Origin of the sequence: Pseudomonas japonica, from assembly GCF_900188455.1 — a bacterium.
In the GTDB taxonomy this organism is placed as follows: domain Bacteria; phylum Pseudomonadota; class Gammaproteobacteria; order Pseudomonadales; family Pseudomonadaceae; genus Aquipseudomonas; species Aquipseudomonas japonica.
Window position 1 is genome coordinate 153,498 of the sequence record NZ_FZOL01000015.1, and the last position, 20,538, is coordinate 174,035.

The window sequence follows — 20,538 nt, forward strand, 5'->3', positions numbered from 1 at the left end:
CGCCCCGGTGATCCCCTGGAGTTTCTAATAATGAAAAAATTCACACTCGTCAAAAGCACCCTCACCCTCGCGGTTGCCCTGGCCTCTTCCAATCTGCTGGCGAGCGGTTTCGCGCTCAACGAACAAAGCATCAGCGGCATGGGTACCGGTTTTGCCGGCCGCTCCTCGTCCGCCGACGATGCCAGCACCGTGTACGGCAACCCGGCCGGCATGTCGCGCCTGAAACGTGAACAGATCACCGTCGGCGGCGCTGCCGTGATCGCCAAGACCGACCTCAAGAACGCCCGTGGCACCTTCGGTGGCAGCAACGATGGCGACATGGTTCCGGTGGTTGGCGTGCCCATGGGCTACTACGTCAAGCCCATCGACGAGCACTGGAGCGTCGGCTTCGGCATGTACGTGCCGTTCGGCCTGATCACCGACTACGAGACCGGCTTCGCCGGCCGCTACTTCGGCAGCAAATCGGAAGTCCAGGTCGTCACCTTCCAGCCGACCGTCAGCTACGCCTTCAACGACGTGGTGTCGATCGGTTTCGGTCCGACCATCAACCACATCAAAGGCAGCCTGCAGTCCAATACACTCAACGCCGGCAGCCTGGGCCGCAACGACGGCCAGGTGAAGATCTCCGGTGACGACACCGCGGTCGGCTACAACATCGGCATCCTGGTCCAGCCTACCGAGCACACCCGCCTCGGCCTGACCTACCACTCGATGGTGGACTACAAGCTGGAAGGCGACACCAAGATCCAGGGCACTGGCTTCGGCCCCTTCAACGGTGGCAAGTACGACGCCTCGCTGAACATCAAGACCCCGGAATCCGTGGACTTCTCCATCACCCACGAGCTGGATGACCAGTGGACCCTCTACGCGGGCAGCACCTGGACCCGCTGGAGCCGCCTGGAAGCCATCACCGTCAAGAACGAGGGCGTCCCGGCGCCGCTGCGCGCGAACCTGGGCACCATCAGCGAAGAACAGAACTGGCACGACACCTGGGCCCACGCCATCGGCGCGTCCTACAAGGTCAACAAGGAGTGGGTGCTGCGCACCGGCTTCACCGTCGACCAGTCGCCGACCAACAACGTCAACCGTTCGCCACGCATCCCCACCGGCGATCGCAAGATCTTCAGCATCGGTGCCGGCTGGAGCCCGACTGACGACATGACCATCGACCTGGCCTACTCCTACCTGTGGGAAGAAGACACCAAGGTCAACCTGCGCGAACCGAGCAAGGGCGCCTACAGCGCGACCTACGAAAACAGTGCGCACGGCCTGGGCGCGTCCCTGACCTACCGCTTCTGATCCGCGCTTCGGCTGCATGAAGAAACCGCCCTCGCCGGCGGTTTTTTCATGCCCGGGATTTCACCCGCCACTCATCGCCGAGATGCTCCTGCAGGAACGCCATGAAGGCCCGCACCTTCGGCGTCAGGGCAAAGCGATCAGTGACGCAGAGGTAGATATCCATCGGCTCGGTCTGCGCATAGGCACGGTTGCCGCCGCCATCCTCGAACAGCGGCACCAGCTCGCCACGCTCGAGGAACGGCCGGGCAACGAACTCGGCGAGCCGGGTAATGCCACCATCGCGCACGGCCATCTGAGCCAGCACGTCGATATCGTCGCTGATCAGCACATCACCGAACTCGGCATCGAAACGCAGGCCGTCGCGCACGAAGCCCCAGCGCAGGAAACGCCCGTCCACCGGGTAGCGAAACACCAGGCAACGCCGTTGCTTGAGCTCTTCGGGGCTCTGCGGCCAGCCCTCGCGCTCCAGGTAGCCAGGCGAGGCGCAACAGATGAAAGGCACCTGAGCGATATGTCGCGCCATCAGCCCATCGTCCAGTTGCGGGGTGATGCGCAGGCTCACGTCCACGCCCTGCTGCGCATGGTTGACGCGGCTGTCACTCGTAATCAATTCAATTGAAAGCTGCGGATAGAGCGCACTGAACCGTGGAATCAACCGCGCCAGCACATGCCGGCCGAACGCCGAAGTGCTGGCGATGCACAGGCGCCCCTGGGGCTCGCTGTCCACCGCGGTGACCGCCAGTTGCGCCGCCTCCAGGTCGCGCTCGATATGCCGGACCTTGTCGTAGTACAAACTGCCACTGGGGGTCAGCGCCATGCTGCGGGTGGTGCGGGAGAGCAGTCGCACTTGCAGGTGGGCTTCCAGGCGGGCGATGTTCTGGCTCACCGCCGCAGCGCTCAAACCGAGGCTGCGGGCGCCACCCGCGATGCTGCCGGCTTCGACCACCTTGATGAAACTCTTGATCAGACCCAGCAGGTTCACGGACGGCCTCGGCGAGAATTCGTAAGATTCTCTTTATAAAGACCTAATCCGCGAGCGTCTACCTGCCTGGCGACCGCCTTGTTAACCTGCGCCGACTCACTGAACCCTTCGAGGAAGTCGCATGCATTCACCGGCAACCGGTCGCAGCCTGAAACTCGGCGTTCGCGCCACCCCCTATGTCTTCGCCTTCTACATGTCGTCGATCATGGCGATGCTGATGTGCTTCGTGATCACCGCGGCCAACAGCGGCCTCGGCGAGCAGTACCTGAGCAATGTGCTGAAGGCCTACCAACTGGCCATGCCGGTGGCCTTCGCCTGCGTACTGGTGGTGCGACCGATCGTGGTCAGGCTGGTGGCCCTGACGGTGCATCCGCACAAATGAATCAGGGCCGGGAGGCGATGGCCTTGTCGATGGCCGCGCGGAACTCCGGATCGTCCGGCTTGGTCAGGCTGGAGAAACTGGCCACCACCTTGCCCTGGCGGTCGACCACGTATTTGTAGAAGTTCCATTTCGGCGCAGCACTCTGCCGCGCCAGCTCCCTGAACAGCGGCGTGGCATCGGCACCGCGCACCGGCTGCGCTTCGGTCATGGTGAAGGTGACGCCGTAGTTGGCGTAGCAGACCTTGGCGGTCTTGGCGCTGTCGGCGTCTTCCTGCTTGAAGTCATTGGACGGCACGCCGAGCATTTCCAGGCCCTTGCCGTGGTACTCCTTGTAGACCGCCTCAAGGCCTTCGAACTGCGGGGCGAAACCGCAGTAGCTGGCGGTGTTGACCACTACCAGCGGCTTGCCGCCGAACTGCTGGCAGAGGTCGACAGGTTGCTTGTTGCCCAGCTTGGGCAGATCACCCTGAAGCAGGGCCGGGCAGCCATCGGCCAGGGCCAGGCCGCTGAAGCCAAGGGCAACAGCGGCGATCAACAGGCGTGCATGCATGACGATTCTCCATTCGTTGTACGAAGGATCAGCCTACGCCTAACAGACGCCCATGCCCAACTGCATCAGCGCCAGACCGCCACGCTGCCAGCCCCACCAGACCAGCCCCAGCAGCACGGCCGCCACGACCAGCGCGGCCAACCAGGCACGGTAGCGGCTCATGCCGACGCGGCCTGCAGGCGCGCCACCGGACGCTCGCGTACCGGCCAGTTCAGCGCACCCGCCAGCAGGCTGAGGAGGATCGCAATCTGCCAGACAAGGTCGTAGTTGCCGGTCTGGTCATAGACCACCCCGCCCAGCCAGCCGCCGAGGAAAGCCCCCAGCTGGTGGAAGAGGAAAACGATGCCGCCGAGCATGGACAGGTTGCGCACACCGAACAGGGTCGCCACGGTGCCGTTGGTCAAGGGCACGGTGGAGAGCCACAGCAGGCCCATGGCAATACCGAACAGGTAAGCGCTGAAGGTGGTGATCGGTGCCCACAGGAACAACACGATGACCACCGCGCGCAGCAGGTACAGCGCGGTCAGCAGACGCGGCTTGGACATCCGCCCACCCAGCCAGCCGGCGGTGTAGGTGCCGACGATATTGAACAGGCCGACCAGCGCCAGCACCGTGGTCCCGGTGGTCGCCGGCAGGTGCTGGTCGACCAGGTAGGCCGGCAGGTGCACGCCGATGAACACCACCTGGAAGCCACAGACGAAGAAGCCCAGGGCAAGCAACCAGAAACCGGAATGGGTGCAGGCTTCGCGCAGCGCTTCGCCCAGGGTCTGTTCATGGCCCAGGGTCGGCAGCGGCCGATCCTTGAGCAGGCTCACCAGCGGCACGATGAAGGCCACCATCAGACCCAGCACCAGCAGGGCCAGCGACCAGCCCAGCCAGTTGATCAGGCCGAGGGTGCCGGGCAGCATGGCGAACTGGCCGAAGGAGCCGGCGGCGCTGGCGATGCCCATGGCCAGGCTGCGTTTTTCCGGCGCCACGGCACGGCCGACCACACCGAGAATCACCGAGAACGACGTACCGGACAGACCGATGCCGATCAGCAGGCCGGCGCTGAGGGACAACGACACCGGTGAATCCGACAGGCCCATCAGGACCAGACCCACGGCGTAGAGAATGCCGCCGATGATCACCACCTTGCCGGCACCGAGGCGATCGGCCAGGGCCCCGGCGAAGGGCTGGGCCAGGCCCCATATCAGGTTCTGCAGGGCGATGGCGAAGGCGAACACGCCGCGACCCCAGCCGAATTCGGCGCTCATCGGCGCGAGGAACAGGCCGAAGCCGTGGCGCACGCCCAGCGACAGGGCGAGGATCAAGGCCGCGCCGAGGAGGATCCAGCCACTGGTACGCCATATGGAAGTCATGTGTTCTTCTCTCCTGTGGCGCCATAAGCGGGTATATACCCGTTTATGGCGGTGAAAAAATTCAGGCCAACTGCTTCAGCAGACGGATCAGTTCATCGCGCTGTGCTTCACCCAGGCTTTCGACCAGGCTGGCCTGGGCCTTTTCCCAGGCTGGCTCGGCACTGCGCACACGCTCCGCACCCTCGGCGGTGAGCAGGACCACGCGGTTGCGCAGATCCTCGCCTTCGATCAGCGACACCAGGCCCTCCGCCTCCAGCACCTTGAGATTGCGCCCCAGGGTACTGCGGTCCAGGCCCATGGCGTCGGCGAGGATCGAAATGCTCGGCCGATCGAGGCGTTGCAGATGCCGCAGCAGGGAAAACTGGGCGACATTGATCCCGGAGCCTTCGAGGGCTTCGTCGTAGTGTCGGCTCACCTCACGGGCAGCACGACGCAGGTGAGTGCAGATGCAGGTACTGGTCAACATGGATACGTGTATATACCCGCATAAGACGTGACGCAAGGGAAAGTTACTGAATATTTCAAGCGCAAGACAGGGCCAGCGCGAGCAAAACCGCGAGTTCAAGCAGCTCCAGCAAAGCGCCGGCGGTGTCGCCGGTGGTTCCGCCGAGGCGGCGCAGCATCGAACGGCGCAGGAGGTAGAAGGTCACCAGGCCCACCGCCATTGCCAGCACGCCGCCCAGCCACAGGCAGGCGGCGGCGGTCAGGGCCAGCACCCAGGTCGCCGCGCGCCGTGGCAGGTGCTCGGCCAACGCCTGGCCGAGCCCGCCGGGACGCACGTAGGGCGTGGTGAGAAACAGCGCCAGCATGGCTGCCCGCCCCACGACAGGCGCCAGCACCAGCAGCATGCCCTGCCCCGCCTCGACCAATGCCAGCAGGGCGGAGAACTTGAGCAGCAGCACCAGCACCAGGGTAACCACGGCGATCGGCCCGCTGCGCGGGTCCTTCATGATCAGCAGGGTGCGTTCGCGATCGCCGAAGCCACCGAGCCAGGCATCGGCGCTGTCGGCCAGGCCATCCAGGTGCAGGCCACCGCTGAGCAGCACCCAGGCACTGAGCAGCAGGGCGGCATGGAGCAGTGGTTGGGTGCCCTGCAGCAAGACATTCAGGCCCCAGAGCAGCACGCCGAAGAGCAGCCCCACCAGCGGATAGAACAGCAGCGAGCGCCCGGTTTGCCGGGGCTCGGGCATGCCCGGCAGGGTCACCGGCAGGCTGCTGAGAAATTGCAGGGCGATCCAGAAGGGCAGCACGGGTGTTCCTCTCATTGAATCGTTGGTATGACCACCGGCCTCATCGCTGACAAGCGGAACGCCGCCCGGCCAGCGATGAGGCCTTCACTTGCAACAGCGCATCAGGAACCCGGCGACATTTCCAGCAGCCCACCACCCGCCTCCACCCGCAGCCGATGCAAGGCGCCATGTGCAACCTGCACCTGCAGCAATTGCTCCCGCGGCAACCCTCGGGCCCGCGCCAACAACAGGCGCATCACCCCGCCATGGGTCACCAGCAGCACCCGCTCGCCGGCATGGGCCGCGTGCAGCCGACCCAGAGCCTCCAGCACGCGGACGGCAAAGGCCTCCACCGCCTCGCCATTGGGCGGAGTGAAGCCATAGGGATCATTCCAGAACTGCCCAAGCGCCTGCTCATGATCGACCATCAGCTCGGCCGCGCTGCGCCCTTCCCAGTCGCCGAAATGCAATTCCCGCAGGCCCGGCTCCAGCGCCAGTGGCAGTTGCAGCTGTTGCGCCAGGCGCTCGGCAAACCGCGCACAGCGCTGCAATGGCGAACTGACCAGCCGATCCCACGGCCCGCTCCCCTCCACCGCCGTGTGCATCTGCGCCCAGCCCTGTTCGGTCAGCGCATCGTCGAGGCTGCCGCGAAAGCCACCGCCCAGCTCGGTCTCGCCGTGGCGCAACAGGTCGAGGATCATGCCGGACGATCCGCCACCGCGGCTTCGGCGAATGTCGCCATCTGCCCGTGCAGCGCGCAGGCCAGGCGCAGCAACGGCACCGCCAGCGCCGCGCCGCTGCCTTCGCCAAGACGCAGGCCGAGTTCCAGCAGCGGTTCGCCGTGCAGCTCGGCGAGCAGCCGCCGATGCCCCGGCTCGGCACCCCGATGGGCAAACAACAGCCAAGGCCGGCAGCCCGGGTTGAGACGCACCGCCAGCAACGCCGCCACCGTGCAGATGAACCCATCCACCAGCACCGCCACGCCCTCCTGGGCGCAGGCCAGATAGGCGCCCGCCAGCGCGGCGATCTCCAGACCACCGACCCGCAGCATGGCCTGGAACGGATCGAGCGTGGCGCCGGCATGAAGAAGCAGCGCCGCCTCGATCACTTCGGCCTTGTGGCGAACGCCGACGGCATCCAGCCCGGTACCGGGACCGCTCAGTTCGCTGGCCGGGCAATCGAGCAAGGCGCAGGCCAGGGCACTGGCCGCGGTGGTATTGCCGATCCCCATCTCGCCACCGATGAACAGCCGCGCGCCTGCCGCCAGCGCGCGCAGGGCACTGTCGCGTCCGGCCTGCAGGGCGCGATGGCCCTGGGCCTCGGTCATGGCCGCGGTGCGGGCGAAATTGGCCGTGCCCGCGGCGATCCGCTCGTGACGCACGCCCGGCAGGTCGAGCGCCAGGTTCACCGTCCCCAGGTCCACCACTTCCAGCCGCGCATCCAGTTGCCGGGCCAGGACGCTGATGGCCGCGCCACCACTGACGAAATTGAGCAGCATCTGTCCGGTGACTTCCTGCGGATAGGCGGAAATCCCCTCGGCCACCACACCGTGATCGCCGGCGAAGATGCTGATCCAGACCTGATCCAGGCCCGGCTTGAGCTGCCCCTGCAGCGCCGCCAGCTCCACCGCCACCTGCTCCAGACGGCCCAGCGAGCCGGCCGGCTTGGTCAACTGTTGCTGGCGCGCGAACGCCTCGACACGCACCTGCTCGTCCGCCACGCGGCACGCATTCAGCCACCAGGACTGGGTCATGATTCGGTTCCTTTGAGGTAAAGCGGCAGGCCGGCGACGGTGAGGATCACCCGCTGGCAACGTTCGGCGACCGCCTGGTGCAACCAGCCGGCCTCATCGACGTAACGTCGGGTCAGTTCGCCCAGGGGCACCACGCCCAGGCCGGTTTCGTTGCTGACCAGGATGATTTCCCCCGGCAGCTCGTCCAGGCAGGCCAGCAGCGCGTCGCGCTCGGCGGCCAGGCGCGCCGGGTCGTCGAGCATCAGCAGATTGGTCAGCCACAGGGTCAGGCAGTCCACCAGCAGGCAGCGTCCGGCGTCGGCTTCGGCACGCAGCACCCGGGCCAGGGCCAGCGGCTCCTCGATCAACGCCCATTCGGCCGGACGCCGCTCGCGGTGCAGTTGCACCCGTGCGTTCATTTCACCGTCCAGCGGCTCGCTGGTCGCGATGTAGGTCACCGCCAGGCCGCTGGCCACGGCACGTTGTTCGGCCAGGCGGCTCTTGCCGGAACGGGCACCGCCGAGGATCAGGTTGAGCATGTTCAGTCCTGCCCGCAGAGTTGACGGAGCCGGGCGCAATCCAGGTGCTGCTCCACCAGGTCGGCCAGGCGTTCGATATCCAGTTCGCGCAGCGCGTGGTAGTCGATCTGCTCGACCGCTTCGAGCCCGGCCCAGCGCAGCAGCGCGGCACAGGACTGCGGCGATTCGAACAGACCGTGCAGGTAGGTGGCGAAGATCTGCCCGTCGGCGCTGATCGCACCGTCGCAACGGCCATCGGCCAGTTGCACCGCCGGATGCTCCAGCGCCGGACCGCGGGTCACCCCGGCATGGATCTCGTAGCCACTGATGGCGGCCTGCTCCAGGGTCAGGGTGCCGCTGACGTTGCGCAGCTGCTTTTCCGCCTCCAGCACCGTCGAGTAATCCAGCAGGCCAAGGCCCGCGCTGCTGCCCGCGGCGCCTTCCAGCCCCAGCGGGTCGTCCACGCGCTGGCCGAGCATCTGCAGGCCACCACAGATGCCGACGACCTTGCCGCCGTAACGCAGATGCCGGTTGATGGCCTGGTCCCAGCCGCGTTCGCGCAATTGCGCCAGATCGCCGCGCACGCTCTTCGAGCCGGGCAGGATGATCAGGTCGGCGGGGGGAATCGCCTCGCCGGGACCGATGAACCGCAGGTCAACCTGCGGGTGCAGGCGCAGCGGATCGAAATCGGTGTGGTTGCTGATCCGCGGCAGTACCGGGACGATCACCTTGAGCACCCGCGCGGCCTTGTCACCCTGACGCCGATCGAGACCGTCCTCGGCTTCCAGGTGCAGGTCCATCACATAGGGCAGCACGCCCAGCACCGGTTTGCCGGTACGCGCCTCCAGCCAGTCGAGCCCCGGCTGCAGCAGGGCGATGTCGCCACGGAAGCGGTTGATGACGAAGCCCTTGACCCGCGCCTGCTCGCTCGCCGACAGCAGTTCCAGGGTACCCACCAGATGGGCGAAGACCCCGCCGCGGTTGATGTCGGCGATAAGGATCACCGGACAGTCCACCGCCTCGGCGAAGCCCATGTTGGCGATATCGCCGGCGCGCAGGTTGATCTCCGCCGGCGAGCCGGCGCCCTCCACCATCACCACCGGGTACTGCGCGTCGAGACGCTGGTGCGAGGCCAGCACCGCCTGCATGGCGATGGCCTTGTAGTCGTGATAGGCCACGGCATTCATGCTGGTGACCGCGCGACCATGGACGATGACCTGGGCGCCGGTATCGCTGTTGGGCTTGAGCAGGACCGGATTCATGTCGGTATGCGGCGCCAGCCCGCAGGCCTGGGCCTGTACCGCCTGGGCCCGGCCGATTTCGCCGCCGTCGGCGGTCACCGCGCTGTTCAGCGCCATGTTCTGCGGTTTGAACGGCACCACGGCGACGCCCTGGCGCTTCAGCCAGCGACACAGCGCGGTCACCAGGGTGCTCTTGCCGGCGTCGGAGGTGGTGCCCTGCACCATCAGCGTGGTCATGCCTGCTCCTTGCGGTACGCGTCCAGCGCCGCGGCCAGTTTCAGCCAGTCGGCCTCGTTGGCGGGCAGGCCGAAACGCAGGCCGGCGGGCTGTTCGAACAGGCGCAGGAGAATGCCGCGCCGGGCCATGAATTCGTGAATCCCCGCGGCATCGGCATGGCGCAGGTACTGGAACAGCTCGCAGCCGGCGCTGGGGGCCAGTTGCGCCTCGCTCAACAGCACAGCGAGGCGGCGGCTGGCGGCGCTGCAACGGGCAGTTTGCGCGCGCTGGCTGGCGACATCGCGCAGGCAGGCCTCGCCGAGAATCCGCGTCGGCCCGCTGACCGACCAAGGCCCGATCTCCTCCGCCAGCGCGCGCAACAGAGTTGGCGCGGCCAGGACGAAACCCAGACGCACCCCGGCCAGACCGAAGAACTTGCCGAACGAACGCAGCACGATCAGCCCTTCGCGCTCGCTGTCGGCGGCGATGCTGGCGGCCGGCGTGTTGTCCATGAACGCTTCGTCCACCAGCAGCCAGCCACCACGCTGGCTCAGGCGCGCGTGCCAGGCGAGCAGGGTGTGCCGCGGCAGCACCCGCGCGGTGGGGTTGTTCGGGTTGACCAGGACCAGCACGTCGAGCTCGTCCAGTTGCCCTTCCACCTCGGCCTCGTCCAGTTCCCGCACCAAATGCCCGGCGCGGCGCCAGGCCTCGGCGTGCTCGGCATAACAGGGCGACACCACCGCCACCGTGCCGCGCCGACGCAGACGCGGCAGGGCCTGGATCGCCGCCTGCGAGCCGGCCACCGGCAATACCTCGGAGACCTGGTAATAGGCCCGCGCGGCCTGCTCCAGGCCGTCCTCGGTTTCCGGCAGGCGCGCCCAGGCGCGCGGGGGGATCTCGGCGAGGGGAAACGGCCAGGGCGCGATGCCGCTGGACAGGTCCAGCCAGGCCTCGCGAGGAATGCCGTAGTGCTCGATCGCCCGTTGCAGGCGACCACCATGTTCAAGCATAGAATTCCGCTCCCAGGCACAACAGCAGCAGCCACAGCCAGACGCCCTGGCACACCAGGCGCCAGCCGCGCTCGATGGCCCCGGCATCGGCCGCCGGGCCCTCACCGAGCCGCGCGCGTTCGTGCAGTTCACCATGATAGACAGCCGGTCCGCCCAGCTCGACGCCAAGGGCCCCGGCCCCCGCCGCCATCACCGGCCCGGCGTTCGGGCTGTCCCATTTCGGCGCCTGCTCGCGCCAGCATTTCAGGGCCAGGCGCGTCTTGCCCAGCAACGCGTAGGTCAGCGCTACCAGGCGTGCCGGCAGATAGTTGAGGACATCGTCGATCCGCGCGGCGGCCCAGCCAAAACGCTCGAAGCGTTCGTTGCGATAGCCCCACATGGCATCCAGCGTGTTGCTCAGGCGATACAGCACCACCCCCGGCGCGCCGGCGATGGCGAACCAGAACAGGGCGGCGAACACCGCGTCGCTGCCGTTCTCCAGCACCGACTCGGTGGCCGCGCGCGCCACGGCGGTTTCGTCCAGCTCGCGGGTTTCCCGGCTGACCAGGTAGCCGACGCGCGTGCGCGCCTCGTCCAGGTCGCCGCCACGCAGGGCATCGGCCACCGGCTGCACATGCTCGCCGAGGCTGCGCAGGCCGAGGGCGCAGTACAAGGCGAGGATTTCCACCAGCCAGCCGATATAGGGCAACCAGGACAGCGCGGTGGCGAGCAGGGTCAGCGGCACCACGGCCAGGAACCAGGCGGTGACGCCATGGCTGCGCCAGCCGCGTCCGCCGGCATTGAAGCGCTGCTCCAGACGCCCGGCCATACGGCCGAAGGCCACCAGCGGATGCCAGCGCCGCGGCTCGCCCAGCAGCGCATCCAGCGCCACCCCGGCCACGGTCAGCAAGGCCACACTCATTCGGCTTCTCCCCATTGGTTTTCAAACAGCATGTCCGCCAACGGCCGTGGCGTGGTCCAGCCTTCCAGCGCGAGCATCGGCGCCGGATAGAACTCGTGCACAGGGCCCAGGCAGAGAATCGCCAGCGGCTTGGCCCCGGCCGGCATGCCCAGCAGTTCGGCCAGGGCCAGCGGATCGAACAGCGACACCCAGCCCATGCCCAGGCCCTCGGCGCGGGCGCTCAACCACAGGTTCTGGATCGCGCAGGACAGCGACGCCAGGTCCATTTCCGGCAAGGTCCGGCGACCGAAGACATGCGCCTCGCGCTTGTCCATCAGCGCCGCCACCAGCAACTCGGCGCAGTCGTTGATGCCCTCGACCTTGAGTTGCATGAATTCGTCGGAGCGCTGCCCGAGGGCTTCGGCGGTGCGCAGGCGCTCGTCCTCGACCAGTGCCTGGATGCGCTGGCGCAGGTCGCGGCGGGTGATGCGGATAAAGCGCCAGGGCTGCATCAGGCCGACACTGGGCGCCTGGTGCGCGGCCTCCAGCAAGCGCGCGAGCAGCTCGGGGGCCACCTCGCCACCACTGAAGTGACGCATGTCGCGGCGTTCGCCGATGGCGCGATAGATCGCCGCGCGCTCGGCGGCGCTGTAGGCGTGTTCGCTCATGGCGCCAGCAGCGCCGCCGTCGCGTCGGGGTTGGACGGGAAATAGAAGTGCACGTAGGAGGCGGTCAGGCGGTCGATCCGGTACACCGCCTCGGCGCCGCGTCCGCCATTGGGGCTCTGCCCGCGGGCGATCGGCACGAGGTCGGTGCTGGTCAGGGAATGGTGATAGGTATGCCCGCGCAAGGTCCCTTCCGCCAGCTCCACCGCCTGCAGGGCCAAGGCGGCGAGGCGCTTCTGCATGGTCGCTTCACCCGGCAGCAGGCCGGTCAGTTCGGCGCGCTCGCCGGCGACGTCGGTCAGGGCGTCGAGCAGGTAGAGCATGCCGCCGCACTCGGCCAGCAATGGCTTGCCGGCCTGGTGATGAGCGCGGATCGCCACCAGCATCGCGGTGTTGGCGGCAAGCGCGTGGTGATGCAACTCCGGGTAGCCGCCGGGCAGGTACAGGCTGTCGGCGTCCGGCAACTCGCGGTCATGGATCGGCGAGAAGAACCGCAGATCGGCGCCCATCGCCCGCAGCAGGTCGAGATTGGCGCCGTAGGTGAAGGCAAAGGCTTCGTCGCGGGCCACGGCGATGCGCACACCGGCCAGGCGGGCTTCGACTTCGCGCGGCGCGGGGGCGGCAAAGGCCACCGCCGGCGGCAGGGACGACTGGCAACTGTCGCCAAGGGCCTTGGCGGCGGCGTCCAGGCGCAGGTCGAGGTCGCTCAGCTCGCTGGCCTGGACCAGGCCCAGGTGTCGGCTCGGCAGCTCGATCCCGGTCTCCCGCGACAGGCCGCCGTACCAGCGCAGGCCCTCGGTGAGACTGCCTTCGAGCAGTTGCGCATGGCGCAGCGAACCGACACGGTTGGCCAGCACGCCGGCGAACGGCAGGTCAGCCTGGTAACGAGCCAGGCCCAGGGCCAGGGCGCCGAAGGTCTGGGCCATGGCCGTGCCGTCGATCACCGCCAGCACCGGCACGCCGAAATGCCGGGCCAGGTCGGCGCTGGACGGAGTGCCGTCGAACAGCCCCATCACCCCCTCGATAAGGATCAGATCGGCTTCGCCGGCGGCTTCCCAGAGCAGGCGGCGGCTTTCCTCGGCGCCGACCATCCACAAGTCGAGCTGGTACACCGGCGCGCCGCTGGCCCGTTCGAGAATCATCGGATCGAGAAAATCCGGTCCGCACTTGAACACGCGGACCTTGCGCCCCTGGTTGCGATGCAGGCGGGCCAGGGCCGCGGTCACGGTGGTCTTGCCCTGGCCGGAGGCCGGCGCGGCGATCAGCACCGCCGGGCAATGCCGGGTGTCGCTCATAGCTCGACGCCCTTCTGCGCACGAATGCCGGTCTGGAAGGCGTGCTTGATCATCCCCATTTCGGTGACGGTGTCGGCCAGTTCGATCATTTCGTCCTTGGCGCCGCGGCCGGTGACGATCACGTGCTGCATCGGCGGACGGGCCTGGAGGTCACCGAGTACCTGATCCAGGTCAAGGTAGCCGTGCTTGAGGGCGATGTTCAATTCATCCAGCACGACGAAGCCGATGGCCGGGTCCTGCAGCAGTTGCCGCGACATGGCCCAGGCCGCTTCGGCGGCCGCGATGTCGCGCTGGCGGTCCTGGGTTTCCCAGGTGAAGCCCTCGCCCATCACGTGGTAGCGCACCTGCTCGGGGAAGCGGCGGAAGAACAGTTCCTCGCCGGTGGCGTTGCGGCCCTTGATGAACTGCACCACGCCGCACTGCATGCCGTGACCCAGGGCGCGGGCGAGCATGCCGAAGGCCGAGCTGCTCTTGCCCTTGCCGTTGCCGCTGAGGACCAGCAGCAGGCCGCATTCGTTGGGCGCGTTGGCGATGCGTTCGTCGATCACCGCCTTCTTGCGCTGCATGCGCGCCAGGTGGCGTTCGTCACGTTCGGGGGATTCGCTCATCGGGGGTCTCCGCGGGCCACTGTCGTCAGGCGGGAGCGACGACAGCTGAAGGAAAATGGCACGGGAACAGGCGCAGAAGCCGGACGCGGGGTCCGAAAAACCGCGCACCACCCTCCGTGATGCCGTTGACTGTTTGCAGGCCGGTCTCCGGGCTCATGAGTGGACCTGCGCGATCCCGACCGGGCGCCTTCCCGGGTCGGAAACCCAGTGGCCATGCGCGGTCTTGACTCATTTACCGTTGCGGGGGCAGCGCCGGAATCGCGCGCCTTGCGCACTCACCGGCTTCCCTGTTTCACCCTGTCGACCCGCGGGTCACAGAGCACCTGAAACAAGTCGCGAAGGTTAGAGGGTTGGGCGGGGAGCGTCAATTGGAGACGCCCGTCACAGGCCTGCCCGATGACACTTCCTGGACCCTGTGCCACAGTGATATCAAATAGCCATGGTTTTCCGCTGTACTCGTACAACAACTACGAAAGGAGAGCAGCATGCAAGGCCTGATCATCAACAATCCCCGCCTCGAATTCCTGCGTCCGGCGCTGGAGCGCTGGGGGGAAAGCATCGAGCGCTTCAACCAGGTCCTTGGCGATAACGAAGGACCTTACTGGCATGGCGCCCAGGCCAACCTGGGAATACTCTCGGCGGCCATCTGGCAGGCCGAACTGGTCACCCTGCAGGATTACCAGAGCAAGAAACAGCGCGATGAAGGCGAGCGCGGCGCACGCTGCGACCTGCTGGTCGCCAGTACCGACGAGTCGGCGTACCTGCATGCCGACCAGCGCTGGCCGAAGGTGGGGCGGCTCGACCTCAGCGGCGCCTTGCAGGAAGCCGGCGCCGTGGCGAAGAGCATCGCCTATCCGAGCCAGCTGAAGATCGCCGCGCTGTTCGTCAGCCCGGTCAAGCTGGAAAAGCATGCCAGCCCGGAAGAACTGCAGGACATGGTGGACGACCTGCAGAAACACACGGCGTGCGCGATCACCTGGTGTTTCCCGTATGGCTATCGCAAGTTGCATGACGAGTTCGGGCAGTACTATCCAGGCGTGGCACTGCTGCTGAAGCAGGTTTGAAAGCCCCAGGCCGCAAGCCATAAGCTGCAGGAAAGAGCTGTGGGAACCCGTCTTGCGGCTTGAGGGTTGCAAAGGACGATTACCGTCGGTCGTACCGACCGGCGCATGATGAAGACACCACGCACCCGCAAGCGAGCCGGGCAGGTTCGAACACCAACGGACGACGGTTCATGACGGCTGAACCATCGCCTCCGGATACCAACGGGAATCGGCCGCCGTGTGCAGCGCATTGGGCGTGATCACCCAGCAGGCACTGTGGCCTGCCGTCAACGGGGACACCACTGGCCTCGACCATGCTCCCGCCACCGGAATGATTGTCTCCCAGCCGAATTGCTCCACCCATCATGTGCTCCCTGGACGTCTTGATATGCCGTTTGAAGGCTTGTGTGCAAATGCTCAACTCAATTCCGGCGGCAGCACGTGAGGGTCACGCTGACGCACCGTCGCGAGATAACGCTCCAGCAGTTCATCCCGCTCAGTGATCTCGCCGGGTCGGCAGGTGATCGCGGCATAAGGCGTTTGCATCAACGGATGATTGATTTCGACAGGGTTGGGCAAGCCCAACAGGTCGCGAAGGCGCAGGACGGCGAGGATTTCAGTGGGGTGGACGGCGAGGAAGACCGAGTTGAACTCGAAGTCCTTCGACAGCGCATTGGCCTCGCGCTCGGTGACGGCAATGCGTTCGACATGGGTATCGCAGGCTTGTAGCAACACTGAAAGGAACTTGTCCGGGTCTGGCTCACGCCAGTGCGCAACCAGTTGGCCCCAGGCTGGGTCTCTCGGTAGTGCGTGCGCGTCCAGGTCCAGTGGTGTGCCGAGCCAGTCGCTGATGATGGAGAGGCCGAAGGCGGCGTAGCGCAGCGAACTCCCCGAAGGAGGGTTATGTCCGTCGAATACACCATAGGCACCTGTCACACTACTCAGGACCACATTATAAAAAGGCTCTACAAGGGAGTTATTACCTGTTGCGATCACCCCTAGGAGGGTATGAGTAACTGTATCCAAGTCACCTATGATCCTATCGGACGAACCGCGCTTACCCATAAGCTCAGTCAAGTCATAGAGCAACTGTCGTTTGAAACCAAACGCCATATGCTGCTTGGCATATTCCATCCTATGCGCTTGAGCTTCCAGCAAGCTTTTGCTGAACTCAAGCATTACAAACCTTGAGAGATCAATATTGGCCAGAGGAAGGTAACCCTTGCCTTCAATATAAGTTTCCAAGCTACCCGCTGGAGGCCAATTATCTTCTGACCATTTCTTCACTTCAGGAAGCACCCTATCAAGTCGAGATTTCACACCATCACCTCCACTGCTTACCATATATTCAATTGAATCCCTGACCCGTCACCCACAAACTTATTTAGATTTCCACCACCATCAAAAAACACCTGCGCATGGATATAGTTCACTTTCTTCATTGCAACCGCATTTGCTAGCGCTTGGGCTTTCTTCATCGAGTCCGGATCCACATCTGTGATACTGGACATATTCCAACCCTTGCGCTTTTTATTTATGTTCAACAACAGATCCGTAACTTTTTCCGAGCCTGCTTGCTGCGTTTTGTTAAACGCAGGCGTCCGCTTCTGCCCCAACGTCGTCTTCGTCTCGATCACCAGCAACGTATCCCCGGTAAACTTCAAGGTCTCCGTCTTCTGCACCGGCCCCGTGGCACCATCGATGCTGTGGCGATACCTGTCGCTCGGCACCCGCACTTTCAGTTCCGGCGGTGGCGGCACCCAGACCAGCAGGTCCAGGCCATGCCCGCTCTTGTTGGTCAGGCCGAAGCGATGCGGGACACGGGGATCGAGGCTGTAGCCCGGGATACGCCTGGGGTCCATTCCAAAGGTTGTCGTCAGCTTCATCACCAGCGCCTCTTCGCCCGCATCACCCACCACCCTGGCCATCCTGCCCACCACCTTGAGGCTGCCCGCGTGGTGCACGATCAAGGCGATCAGCCGTTCGCGCAGGGAGCCGGCCATCAATGCGTAGCTGGCCTTGCCGGTAGCGGGGGTGAGGCTGACCTGGCTGCGATTGCTGTCCAGCGAAGGACGATCCACCCAGGTGGTCTTGCCCATCTCGGCCTCGGCGGCGCTCGTGCCCTTCTTGCCGCCATGCAGTTCGATGGCCTTGACCTCCGCACGACGACGCCCACCCAGGGGCTTGCGCTCGGCCTCGCTCAGCGCCTCGACTTCCATCCTTCCCACAGGCGCTGCGTCGCGGCGAAAGTCGCGCAACAGCCAGCTCGCCCCGCCGTAGGCCAAAGGGGCAAGCATCACCAGATTGATGAACATGAAGACCTGACGCCCTCGCGCCTCGCCATCGACCGGGTCGGCCAGTCGGCCCAGGTCGGCAAACAGTTCCTCCCCCAGGTTGATGTCCTTGCCGGTGATGAGCCTGGTACTGCCGCTGGCCACCGCGTTGGCGGCCAGCGCCGCTTCGAGCGCGGCCAGGACGTAGACCACTCCTTTGTTCAGACCGAACAGACCCCGCGCCACCATGCCCACCACCGGAACGAAGCTCAGTACGCCCGTGGCGAGCTCCAGCGCACCGAAGAACCGGTTCCAGCCCTGCTGTATTTCCTTGGCCCGCAGGTAGTGGGTCGTCAGCTCCTTCGCGGCCTGCTCCACCGAATAGAACCCCGAGATGCGCCAGTCGAAATCACCCAAAGGCGCCTGGTGCGGCTGCTGCGCCGTGGGGGCTTCCCTGGAATGGCTGGCGGCGGTGAAAGACCAGAAGTAGATACGGTCTCCGTGAAAGACAAAATTGCCCCTCTCACAGTTGACCCCTGTCGGTGTCACTTGCACCCGCGCCACTTCGCCCATGAACGCCGGGGTGACATAGGTCTCGCTCTCCATCTCGATGTCGATGCTGACGAACTCGTGATTGGTGGCGGCGATGAAGGCGTAGAACTCGGCGAGCCAGGCTATGCCATGCATATGCTCAAGGGAGGCGATCACTTGCAGGAGAAAGGTGTCGCGAAAATTGCGCGCCTTGTGGCGTTCCTTGAGCCATTGGTTGTTCACCAGCCATGCGAGCCCGACGCTGCGGTCGCTGGGGGGAATGCCCAGCAAGGCATCCGCCTCCCGCGGGCCATCGCCGGGATTGAGGGAGAACGGCACGCCGACCTGAGTACAGGCCTTGCAGGTGTTGCTGGGGCGTGGAGTACGGTCGTTCAGGGCATCGCCGGCCAGGGCTTCCAGGCCGGCATCGGCGTCATTTGACATGGGTGTGCTCCATCAGGGCGTGGCGGTGCTGCTGCAGGAAGGCCTGTAGCGCTGTTGTTCGCGGGGAGGGGCTGAGTGCTTCGGAGAGGAGCGGGGGCAAGGATCTCAACAGAGGGTTGAGGAAGAACCTGCGCCCGTAGGCCATCGCGATGAGAGCGTGAAAACCGACCTTTCGGGCGATGCCAGGCTCCAGCGACCGGTAAGGATCGGCAGGCTGCGGTAGCGACCAGCCAATGTCCCTGTACCTACAGATGTCTTCCTTCGTCAGCCTTTTCCGCCCGAACGGGGCATGCGGAAGGATGTTGAAGGCGTCGGCTTCGTAGACTTCGAGCCAATCCAGGATCCGGTCCTCGTAGACGACGCCACGCAGGTGCGCCAGTCTCTGGAAGGTCTCCCACAAGGATTCGATCGACAGGCCGTCGCGCTGCGTCAGGACAGCCCCGATAAGGTCGAGCATCTGCGGCAATATCGATTCGAACTGCTGCCGCAGATCAAGGGTTCGGTTCAACGCCATGTCCAGCCGGTCGTCGATGCCCATTCCCGAATCGGAGAGGATCTGGACAATCTGGCGGTTGCCAGGCTCGTATTCCCAGCCTGGGCCAAGCAGGAAGCAAATGATGACGTAGATGCTGTAGGCCCGACCTTGATAATGGCCAGCCGCGTAAGCGAGCTTGCCAGCGTCCTCGATCAGTAGAGGCACTCGTTGCGCGGTGGTTGGGATCCTTGGAAGCATGTCAGCCAAGGTGGAGCAGAGGTATCTGGAGAGTTCCTGGTTGGCCCTGTCGCGCTCTGCACGCTCCACGGCCTGAAGGTCTATGCGCGGGAGCATGAGGCTTCTTCCTTTTGTTCAATCGCTAGCCAGACCAGGCACCCGTCCCGTTCGGCATGCTCGAACGCCTGCTCGAACAGGGGCTGGACCTGCCGTGACAAGCCCTGCGCAGGAGCGTGGAAATAGATGCTTTCGATATCGCCATCAGCAAAGAAGCGCGCGACCTCAGCGGGGGCGCGGGCGAGCGACGCGACATAGAGATGAAGCGAGACGGGATCACCCAGCCTGAGGAAGTACCGGCCGTTGTCGTCCTCAAGCTTGCTGAACCGGCGCAACTGCCGACACAAGGCGTCATGATCCAGACGAGCATGAATGACGCTCAGTGAAAGGTCATTGAAGCGCTCACCCAGCCAGGCGTCGAGCTTGCCGCCCGGCATGGCCTGGAATAGCACCGGGGCGTGCCTTTCCAGGATGACTGCCGCATCCGTGAGCCACAGCATTCGGTGTGGTTCGTCATGGAATTCCAGGCGGGCCTGCAGTTCCGTTCTTGCAGCGCCCTCGACCAACAAGTAAACCCCTGTGGCCATCGAGCGCGGCACGACGCCCGCGGCCTCAAGTTGTCGGTGCAGGCTCATGAAGCGGGCCCCTTGGCAAGTGGACACTCTTCCACCAGCGGCGAGCCCTCCCTGATCGCGGCCTCGATGACGTCGCTTTGAGCGTCGGAGGGCGTCATTATCGTGACATTGCCTTTGAGCAGGATGTTGGGGCTGTCAAGCGTGATGCCCGAAGCATCGAGCACGATCTTGCCGCTGGGGCCCCTGATGAGTATGCGGTCCGTGCCTTGCAGGACGAAGGTCCTGGTCAGTGTGCGCAGCGCGGTTCGGGCCTCGATGGATTGCACGCCTTCGATGACGACCGTCTGGTTCGCGCCAATCTCCATAAGATGACTGGCGACGATGGACTCCTGCCGCGTGTTGCCGACCTTGCGGATCTCGTTTCGATCGATGGTCGAGAACAGGTCTTGCCGGACCTGCTCCTTTCGGTCCTGGCCGGTCGTGTGGATATCGTCCCTGCCAATGCTGGTGCTCCTGTCGCGGACAACGCCGAGCGTCTGGTCGTTGCCGATGCTGATGGTTTCGTCGTTGTTGACGTGGATGTTCTGGTCCTTCTGCGCATGGATGAACACCTCTTCCTGCCCCGCCTCATCCTCGAAGCGCAGTTCGTTGAAGCCATCGCCCTTGTGGGTCTGGCTCTTCAGGGTCATGCGCGTCTTGTGCTTCGGCAGTTCGTAGGGCGGGCGCTGCAAGGCGGTGTAGCCGCGGCCGGTGATGATCGGCTGGTCGGGATCACCGTCGAAATTGGAAATGATCACGTCCTGGCCGATGCGCGGTATCGCCATGTGCCCCCACAGCGCTCCGGCGATGTTCTGCGATACGCGAATCCAGCAGGAGCTGTGTTCGTCACCCTTGCCCTCGCGGTCCCAGGGGAACTGCACCTTCACCCGGCCGTA

At 65.3% G+C, this 20,538-nt stretch carries 24 protein-coding genes and 1 riboswitch; of the genes, 3 read left to right on the plus strand and 21 right to left on the minus strand.

Going from position 1 to position 20,538, the window contains the following annotated elements; genetic code table 11:
* Positions 1 to 30: 30 nt before the first annotated feature.
* Entirely contained in the window at positions 31 to 1,299 is a 1,269-nt protein-coding gene (locus tag CHB99_RS18675) for an OmpP1/FadL family transporter (RefSeq protein WP_042127869.1), read from the plus strand.
* 46 nt (positions 1,300 to 1,345) lie between these two features.
* On the opposite strand, the gene CHB99_RS18680 is transcribed toward CHB99_RS18675, so the two are convergent.
* Positions 1,346 to 2,281, minus strand: a complete 936-nt coding sequence (locus tag CHB99_RS18680; RefSeq protein ID WP_042127867.1) for a LysR family transcriptional regulator — start codon at positions 2,279 to 2,281, stop codon at positions 1,346 to 1,348.
* A gap of 121 nt (positions 2,282 to 2,402) precedes the next feature.
* Between CHB99_RS18680 and CHB99_RS18685 the strand changes: the two genes are divergently transcribed.
* Positions 2,403 to 2,663: a DUF2798 domain-containing protein gene (locus CHB99_RS18685; RefSeq protein ID WP_042127864.1), complete on the plus strand. Its 261-nt coding sequence runs from the start codon at positions 2,403 to 2,405 to the stop codon at positions 2,661 to 2,663.
* A 1-nt stretch (position 2,664) separates the two neighbouring features.
* On the opposite strand, the gene CHB99_RS18690 is transcribed toward CHB99_RS18685, so the two are convergent.
* The 14 genes from CHB99_RS18690 to cobO form a co-directional block, all read right to left on the minus strand.
* A complete protein-coding gene (locus tag CHB99_RS18690; protein WP_042127862.1) occupies positions 2,665 to 3,213 on the minus strand; it encodes a glutathione peroxidase in 549 nt (182 codons plus the stop codon).
* A 39-nt stretch (positions 3,214 to 3,252) separates the two neighbouring features.
* Positions 3,253 to 3,375 carry a hypothetical protein gene (locus CHB99_RS30365; protein WP_281177173.1) on the minus strand — a complete coding sequence of 41 codons (123 nt, stop codon included), beginning with the start codon at positions 3,373 to 3,375 and terminating at the stop codon, positions 3,253 to 3,255.
* Entirely contained in the window at positions 3,372 to 4,574 is a 1,203-nt protein-coding gene (locus tag CHB99_RS18695) for an MFS transporter (RefSeq protein ID WP_042127860.1), read from the minus strand. The genes CHB99_RS30365 and CHB99_RS18695 overlap by 4 nt, the downstream gene beginning before the upstream one ends.
* Before the next feature lie 61 nt (positions 4,575 to 4,635).
* Entirely contained in the window at positions 4,636 to 5,040 is a 405-nt protein-coding gene (locus CHB99_RS18700; RefSeq protein WP_042127858.1) for a MarR family winged helix-turn-helix transcriptional regulator, read from the minus strand.
* Positions 5,041 to 5,095: 55 nt separating this feature from the next.
* A complete protein-coding gene (locus CHB99_RS18705) occupies positions 5,096 to 5,824 on the minus strand; it encodes an adenosylcobinamide-GDP ribazoletransferase (protein ID WP_042127856.1) in 729 nt (242 codons plus the stop codon).
* A 101-nt stretch (positions 5,825 to 5,925) separates the two neighbouring features.
* Positions 5,926 to 6,504, minus strand: coding sequence for an alpha-ribazole phosphatase family protein (gene cobC, locus CHB99_RS18710; protein WP_042127854.1), 579 nt, complete (start codon positions 6,502 to 6,504; stop codon positions 5,926 to 5,928).
* On the minus strand, positions 6,501 to 7,556 hold the full coding sequence (gene cobT / locus CHB99_RS18715) for a nicotinate-nucleotide--dimethylbenzimidazole phosphoribosyltransferase (RefSeq protein WP_042127852.1): 1,056 nt from the start codon (positions 7,554 to 7,556) through the stop codon (positions 6,501 to 6,503). The genes cobC and cobT overlap by 4 nt, the downstream gene beginning before the upstream one ends.
* The gene (gene cobU, locus CHB99_RS18720; protein ID WP_042127850.1) at positions 7,553 to 8,074 is read right to left on the minus strand and encodes a bifunctional adenosylcobinamide kinase/adenosylcobinamide-phosphate guanylyltransferase; all 522 of its coding nucleotides are present in this window, start codon (positions 8,072 to 8,074) and stop codon (positions 7,553 to 7,555) included. The genes cobT and cobU overlap by 4 nt, the downstream gene beginning before the upstream one ends.
* Before the next feature lie 2 nt (positions 8,075 to 8,076).
* A complete protein-coding gene (locus tag CHB99_RS18725; protein WP_042127848.1) occupies positions 8,077 to 9,531 on the minus strand; it encodes a cobyric acid synthase in 1,455 nt (484 codons plus the stop codon).
* The gene (gene cobD / locus CHB99_RS18730; protein WP_042127846.1) at positions 9,528 to 10,520 is read right to left on the minus strand and encodes a threonine-phosphate decarboxylase CobD; all 993 of its coding nucleotides are present in this window, start codon (positions 10,518 to 10,520) and stop codon (positions 9,528 to 9,530) included. Before cobD ends, CHB99_RS18725 begins: the two co-directional genes overlap by 4 nt.
* Positions 10,513 to 11,421, minus strand: a complete 909-nt coding sequence (cbiB, locus tag CHB99_RS18735) for an adenosylcobinamide-phosphate synthase CbiB (RefSeq protein WP_042127844.1) — start codon at positions 11,419 to 11,421, stop codon at positions 10,513 to 10,515. Before cbiB ends, cobD begins: the two co-directional genes overlap by 8 nt.
* Positions 11,418 to 12,068, minus strand: a complete 651-nt coding sequence (gene bluB, locus CHB99_RS18740) for a 5,6-dimethylbenzimidazole synthase (RefSeq protein ID WP_042127842.1) — start codon at positions 12,066 to 12,068, stop codon at positions 11,418 to 11,420. The genes cbiB and bluB overlap by 4 nt, the downstream gene beginning before the upstream one ends.
* Entirely contained in the window at positions 12,065 to 13,360 is a 1,296-nt protein-coding gene (locus CHB99_RS18745; protein WP_042127840.1) for a cobyrinic acid a,c-diamide synthase CobB, read from the minus strand. Before CHB99_RS18745 ends, bluB begins: the two co-directional genes overlap by 4 nt.
* Entirely contained in the window at positions 13,357 to 13,968 is a 612-nt protein-coding gene (gene cobO / locus CHB99_RS18750; protein ID WP_042127838.1) for a cob(I)yrinic acid a,c-diamide adenosyltransferase, read from the minus strand. The genes CHB99_RS18745 and cobO overlap by 4 nt, the downstream gene beginning before the upstream one ends.
* 121 nt (positions 13,969 to 14,089) lie before the next feature.
* A riboswitch (cobalamin riboswitch) is annotated at positions 14,090 to 14,310 on the minus strand.
* A 143-nt stretch (positions 14,311 to 14,453) separates the two neighbouring features.
* Between cobO and CHB99_RS18755 the strand changes: the two genes are divergently transcribed.
* Positions 14,454 to 15,032, plus strand: a complete 579-nt coding sequence (locus tag CHB99_RS18755) for a hypothetical protein (protein WP_042127836.1) — start codon at positions 14,454 to 14,456, stop codon at positions 15,030 to 15,032.
* A 79-nt stretch (positions 15,033 to 15,111) separates the two neighbouring features.
* Here CHB99_RS18755 and CHB99_RS30425 read toward each other — a convergent pair whose 3' ends face one another.
* The 6 genes from CHB99_RS30425 to CHB99_RS30370 all read right to left on the minus strand — a co-directional run.
* Positions 15,112 to 15,378 (minus strand): PAAR domain-containing protein, encoded by a 267-nt coding sequence (locus CHB99_RS30425; protein WP_346426411.1) that lies wholly within the window; start codon positions 15,376 to 15,378, stop codon positions 15,112 to 15,114.
* A gap of 50 nt (positions 15,379 to 15,428) precedes the next feature.
* Entirely contained in the window at positions 15,429 to 16,331 is a 903-nt protein-coding gene (locus tag CHB99_RS29820; RefSeq protein WP_170946395.1) for a hypothetical protein, read from the minus strand.
* Positions 16,332 to 16,348: 17 nt separating this feature from the next.
* Complete coding sequence (locus CHB99_RS18770) at positions 16,349 to 18,259, minus strand: hypothetical protein (protein WP_052419514.1); 1,911 nt, start codon at positions 18,257 to 18,259, stop codon at positions 16,349 to 16,351.
* The gene (locus CHB99_RS18775; protein WP_042127834.1) at positions 18,249 to 19,088 is read right to left on the minus strand and encodes a hypothetical protein; all 840 of its coding nucleotides are present in this window, start codon (positions 19,086 to 19,088) and stop codon (positions 18,249 to 18,251) included. The genes CHB99_RS18770 and CHB99_RS18775 overlap by 11 nt, the downstream gene beginning before the upstream one ends.
* Positions 19,073 to 19,663, minus strand: coding sequence for a DUF4123 domain-containing protein (locus CHB99_RS18780; RefSeq protein WP_042127832.1), 591 nt, complete (start codon positions 19,661 to 19,663; stop codon positions 19,073 to 19,075). Before CHB99_RS18780 ends, CHB99_RS18775 begins: the two co-directional genes overlap by 16 nt.
* Positions 19,660 to 20,538 (minus strand): type VI secretion system Vgr family protein (locus tag CHB99_RS30370; protein WP_141137307.1); only part of this gene is annotated, 879 nt, incomplete at its 5' end. The genes CHB99_RS18780 and CHB99_RS30370, both read right to left, overlap by 4 nt.

Bases quoted from the DNA above. Each gene is read 5' to 3' on its own strand.
- CHB99_RS18675 (WP_042127869.1), top strand. From the start codon at position 31: ATGAAAAAATTCACACTCGTCAAAAGCACCCTCACCCTCGCGGTTGCC.
- CHB99_RS18685 (WP_042127864.1), top strand. From the start codon at position 2,403: ATGCATTCACCGGCAACCGGTCGCAGCCTGAAACTCGGCGTTCGCGCC.
- CHB99_RS18690 (WP_042127862.1), bottom strand. From the start codon at position 3,213: ATGCATGCACGCCTGTTGATCGCCGCTGTTGCCCTTGGCTTCAGCGGC.
- CHB99_RS30365 (WP_281177173.1), bottom strand. From the start codon at position 3,375: ATGAGCCGCTACCGTGCCTGGTTGGCCGCGCTGGTCGTGGCGGCCGTG.
- CHB99_RS18695 (WP_042127860.1), bottom strand. From the start codon at position 4,574: ATGACTTCCATATGGCGTACCAGTGGCTGGATCCTCCTCGGCGCGGCC.
- CHB99_RS18700 (WP_042127858.1), bottom strand. From the start codon at position 5,040: ATGTTGACCAGTACCTGCATCTGCACTCACCTGCGTCGTGCTGCCCGT.
- cobC (WP_042127854.1), bottom strand. From the start codon at position 6,504: ATGATCCTCGACCTGTTGCGCCACGGCGAGACCGAGCTGGGCGGTGGC.
- cobT (WP_042127852.1), bottom strand. From the start codon at position 7,556: ATGACCCAGTCCTGGTGGCTGAATGCGTGCCGCGTGGCGGACGAGCAG.
- cobU (WP_042127850.1), bottom strand. From the start codon at position 8,074: ATGCTCAACCTGATCCTCGGCGGTGCCCGTTCCGGCAAGAGCCGCCTG.
- CHB99_RS18725 (WP_042127848.1), bottom strand. From the start codon at position 9,531: ATGACCACGCTGATGGTGCAGGGCACCACCTCCGACGCCGGCAAGAGC.
- cobD (WP_042127846.1), bottom strand. From the start codon at position 10,520: ATGCTTGAACATGGTGGTCGCCTGCAACGGGCGATCGAGCACTACGGC.
- cbiB (WP_042127844.1), bottom strand. From the start codon at position 11,421: ATGAGTGTGGCCTTGCTGACCGTGGCCGGGGTGGCGCTGGATGCGCTG.
- bluB (WP_042127842.1), bottom strand. From the start codon at position 12,068: ATGAGCGAACACGCCTACAGCGCCGCCGAGCGCGCGGCGATCTATCGC.
- CHB99_RS18745 (WP_042127840.1), bottom strand. From the start codon at position 13,360: ATGAGCGACACCCGGCATTGCCCGGCGGTGCTGATCGCCGCGCCGGCC.
- cobO (WP_042127838.1), bottom strand. From the start codon at position 13,968: ATGAGCGAATCCCCCGAACGTGACGAACGCCACCTGGCGCGCATGCAG.
- CHB99_RS18755 (WP_042127836.1), top strand. From the start codon at position 14,454: ATGCAAGGCCTGATCATCAACAATCCCCGCCTCGAATTCCTGCGTCCG.
- CHB99_RS30425 (WP_346426411.1), bottom strand. From the start codon at position 15,378: ATGATGGGTGGAGCAATTCGGCTGGGAGACAATCATTCCGGTGGCGGG.
- CHB99_RS18770 (WP_052419514.1), bottom strand. From the start codon at position 18,259: ATGTCAAATGACGCCGATGCCGGCCTGGAAGCCCTGGCCGGCGATGCC.
- CHB99_RS18775 (WP_042127834.1), bottom strand. From the start codon at position 19,088: ATGCTCCCGCGCATAGACCTTCAGGCCGTGGAGCGTGCAGAGCGCGAC.
- CHB99_RS18780 (WP_042127832.1), bottom strand. From the start codon at position 19,663: ATGAGCCTGCACCGACAACTTGAGGCCGCGGGCGTCGTGCCGCGCTCG.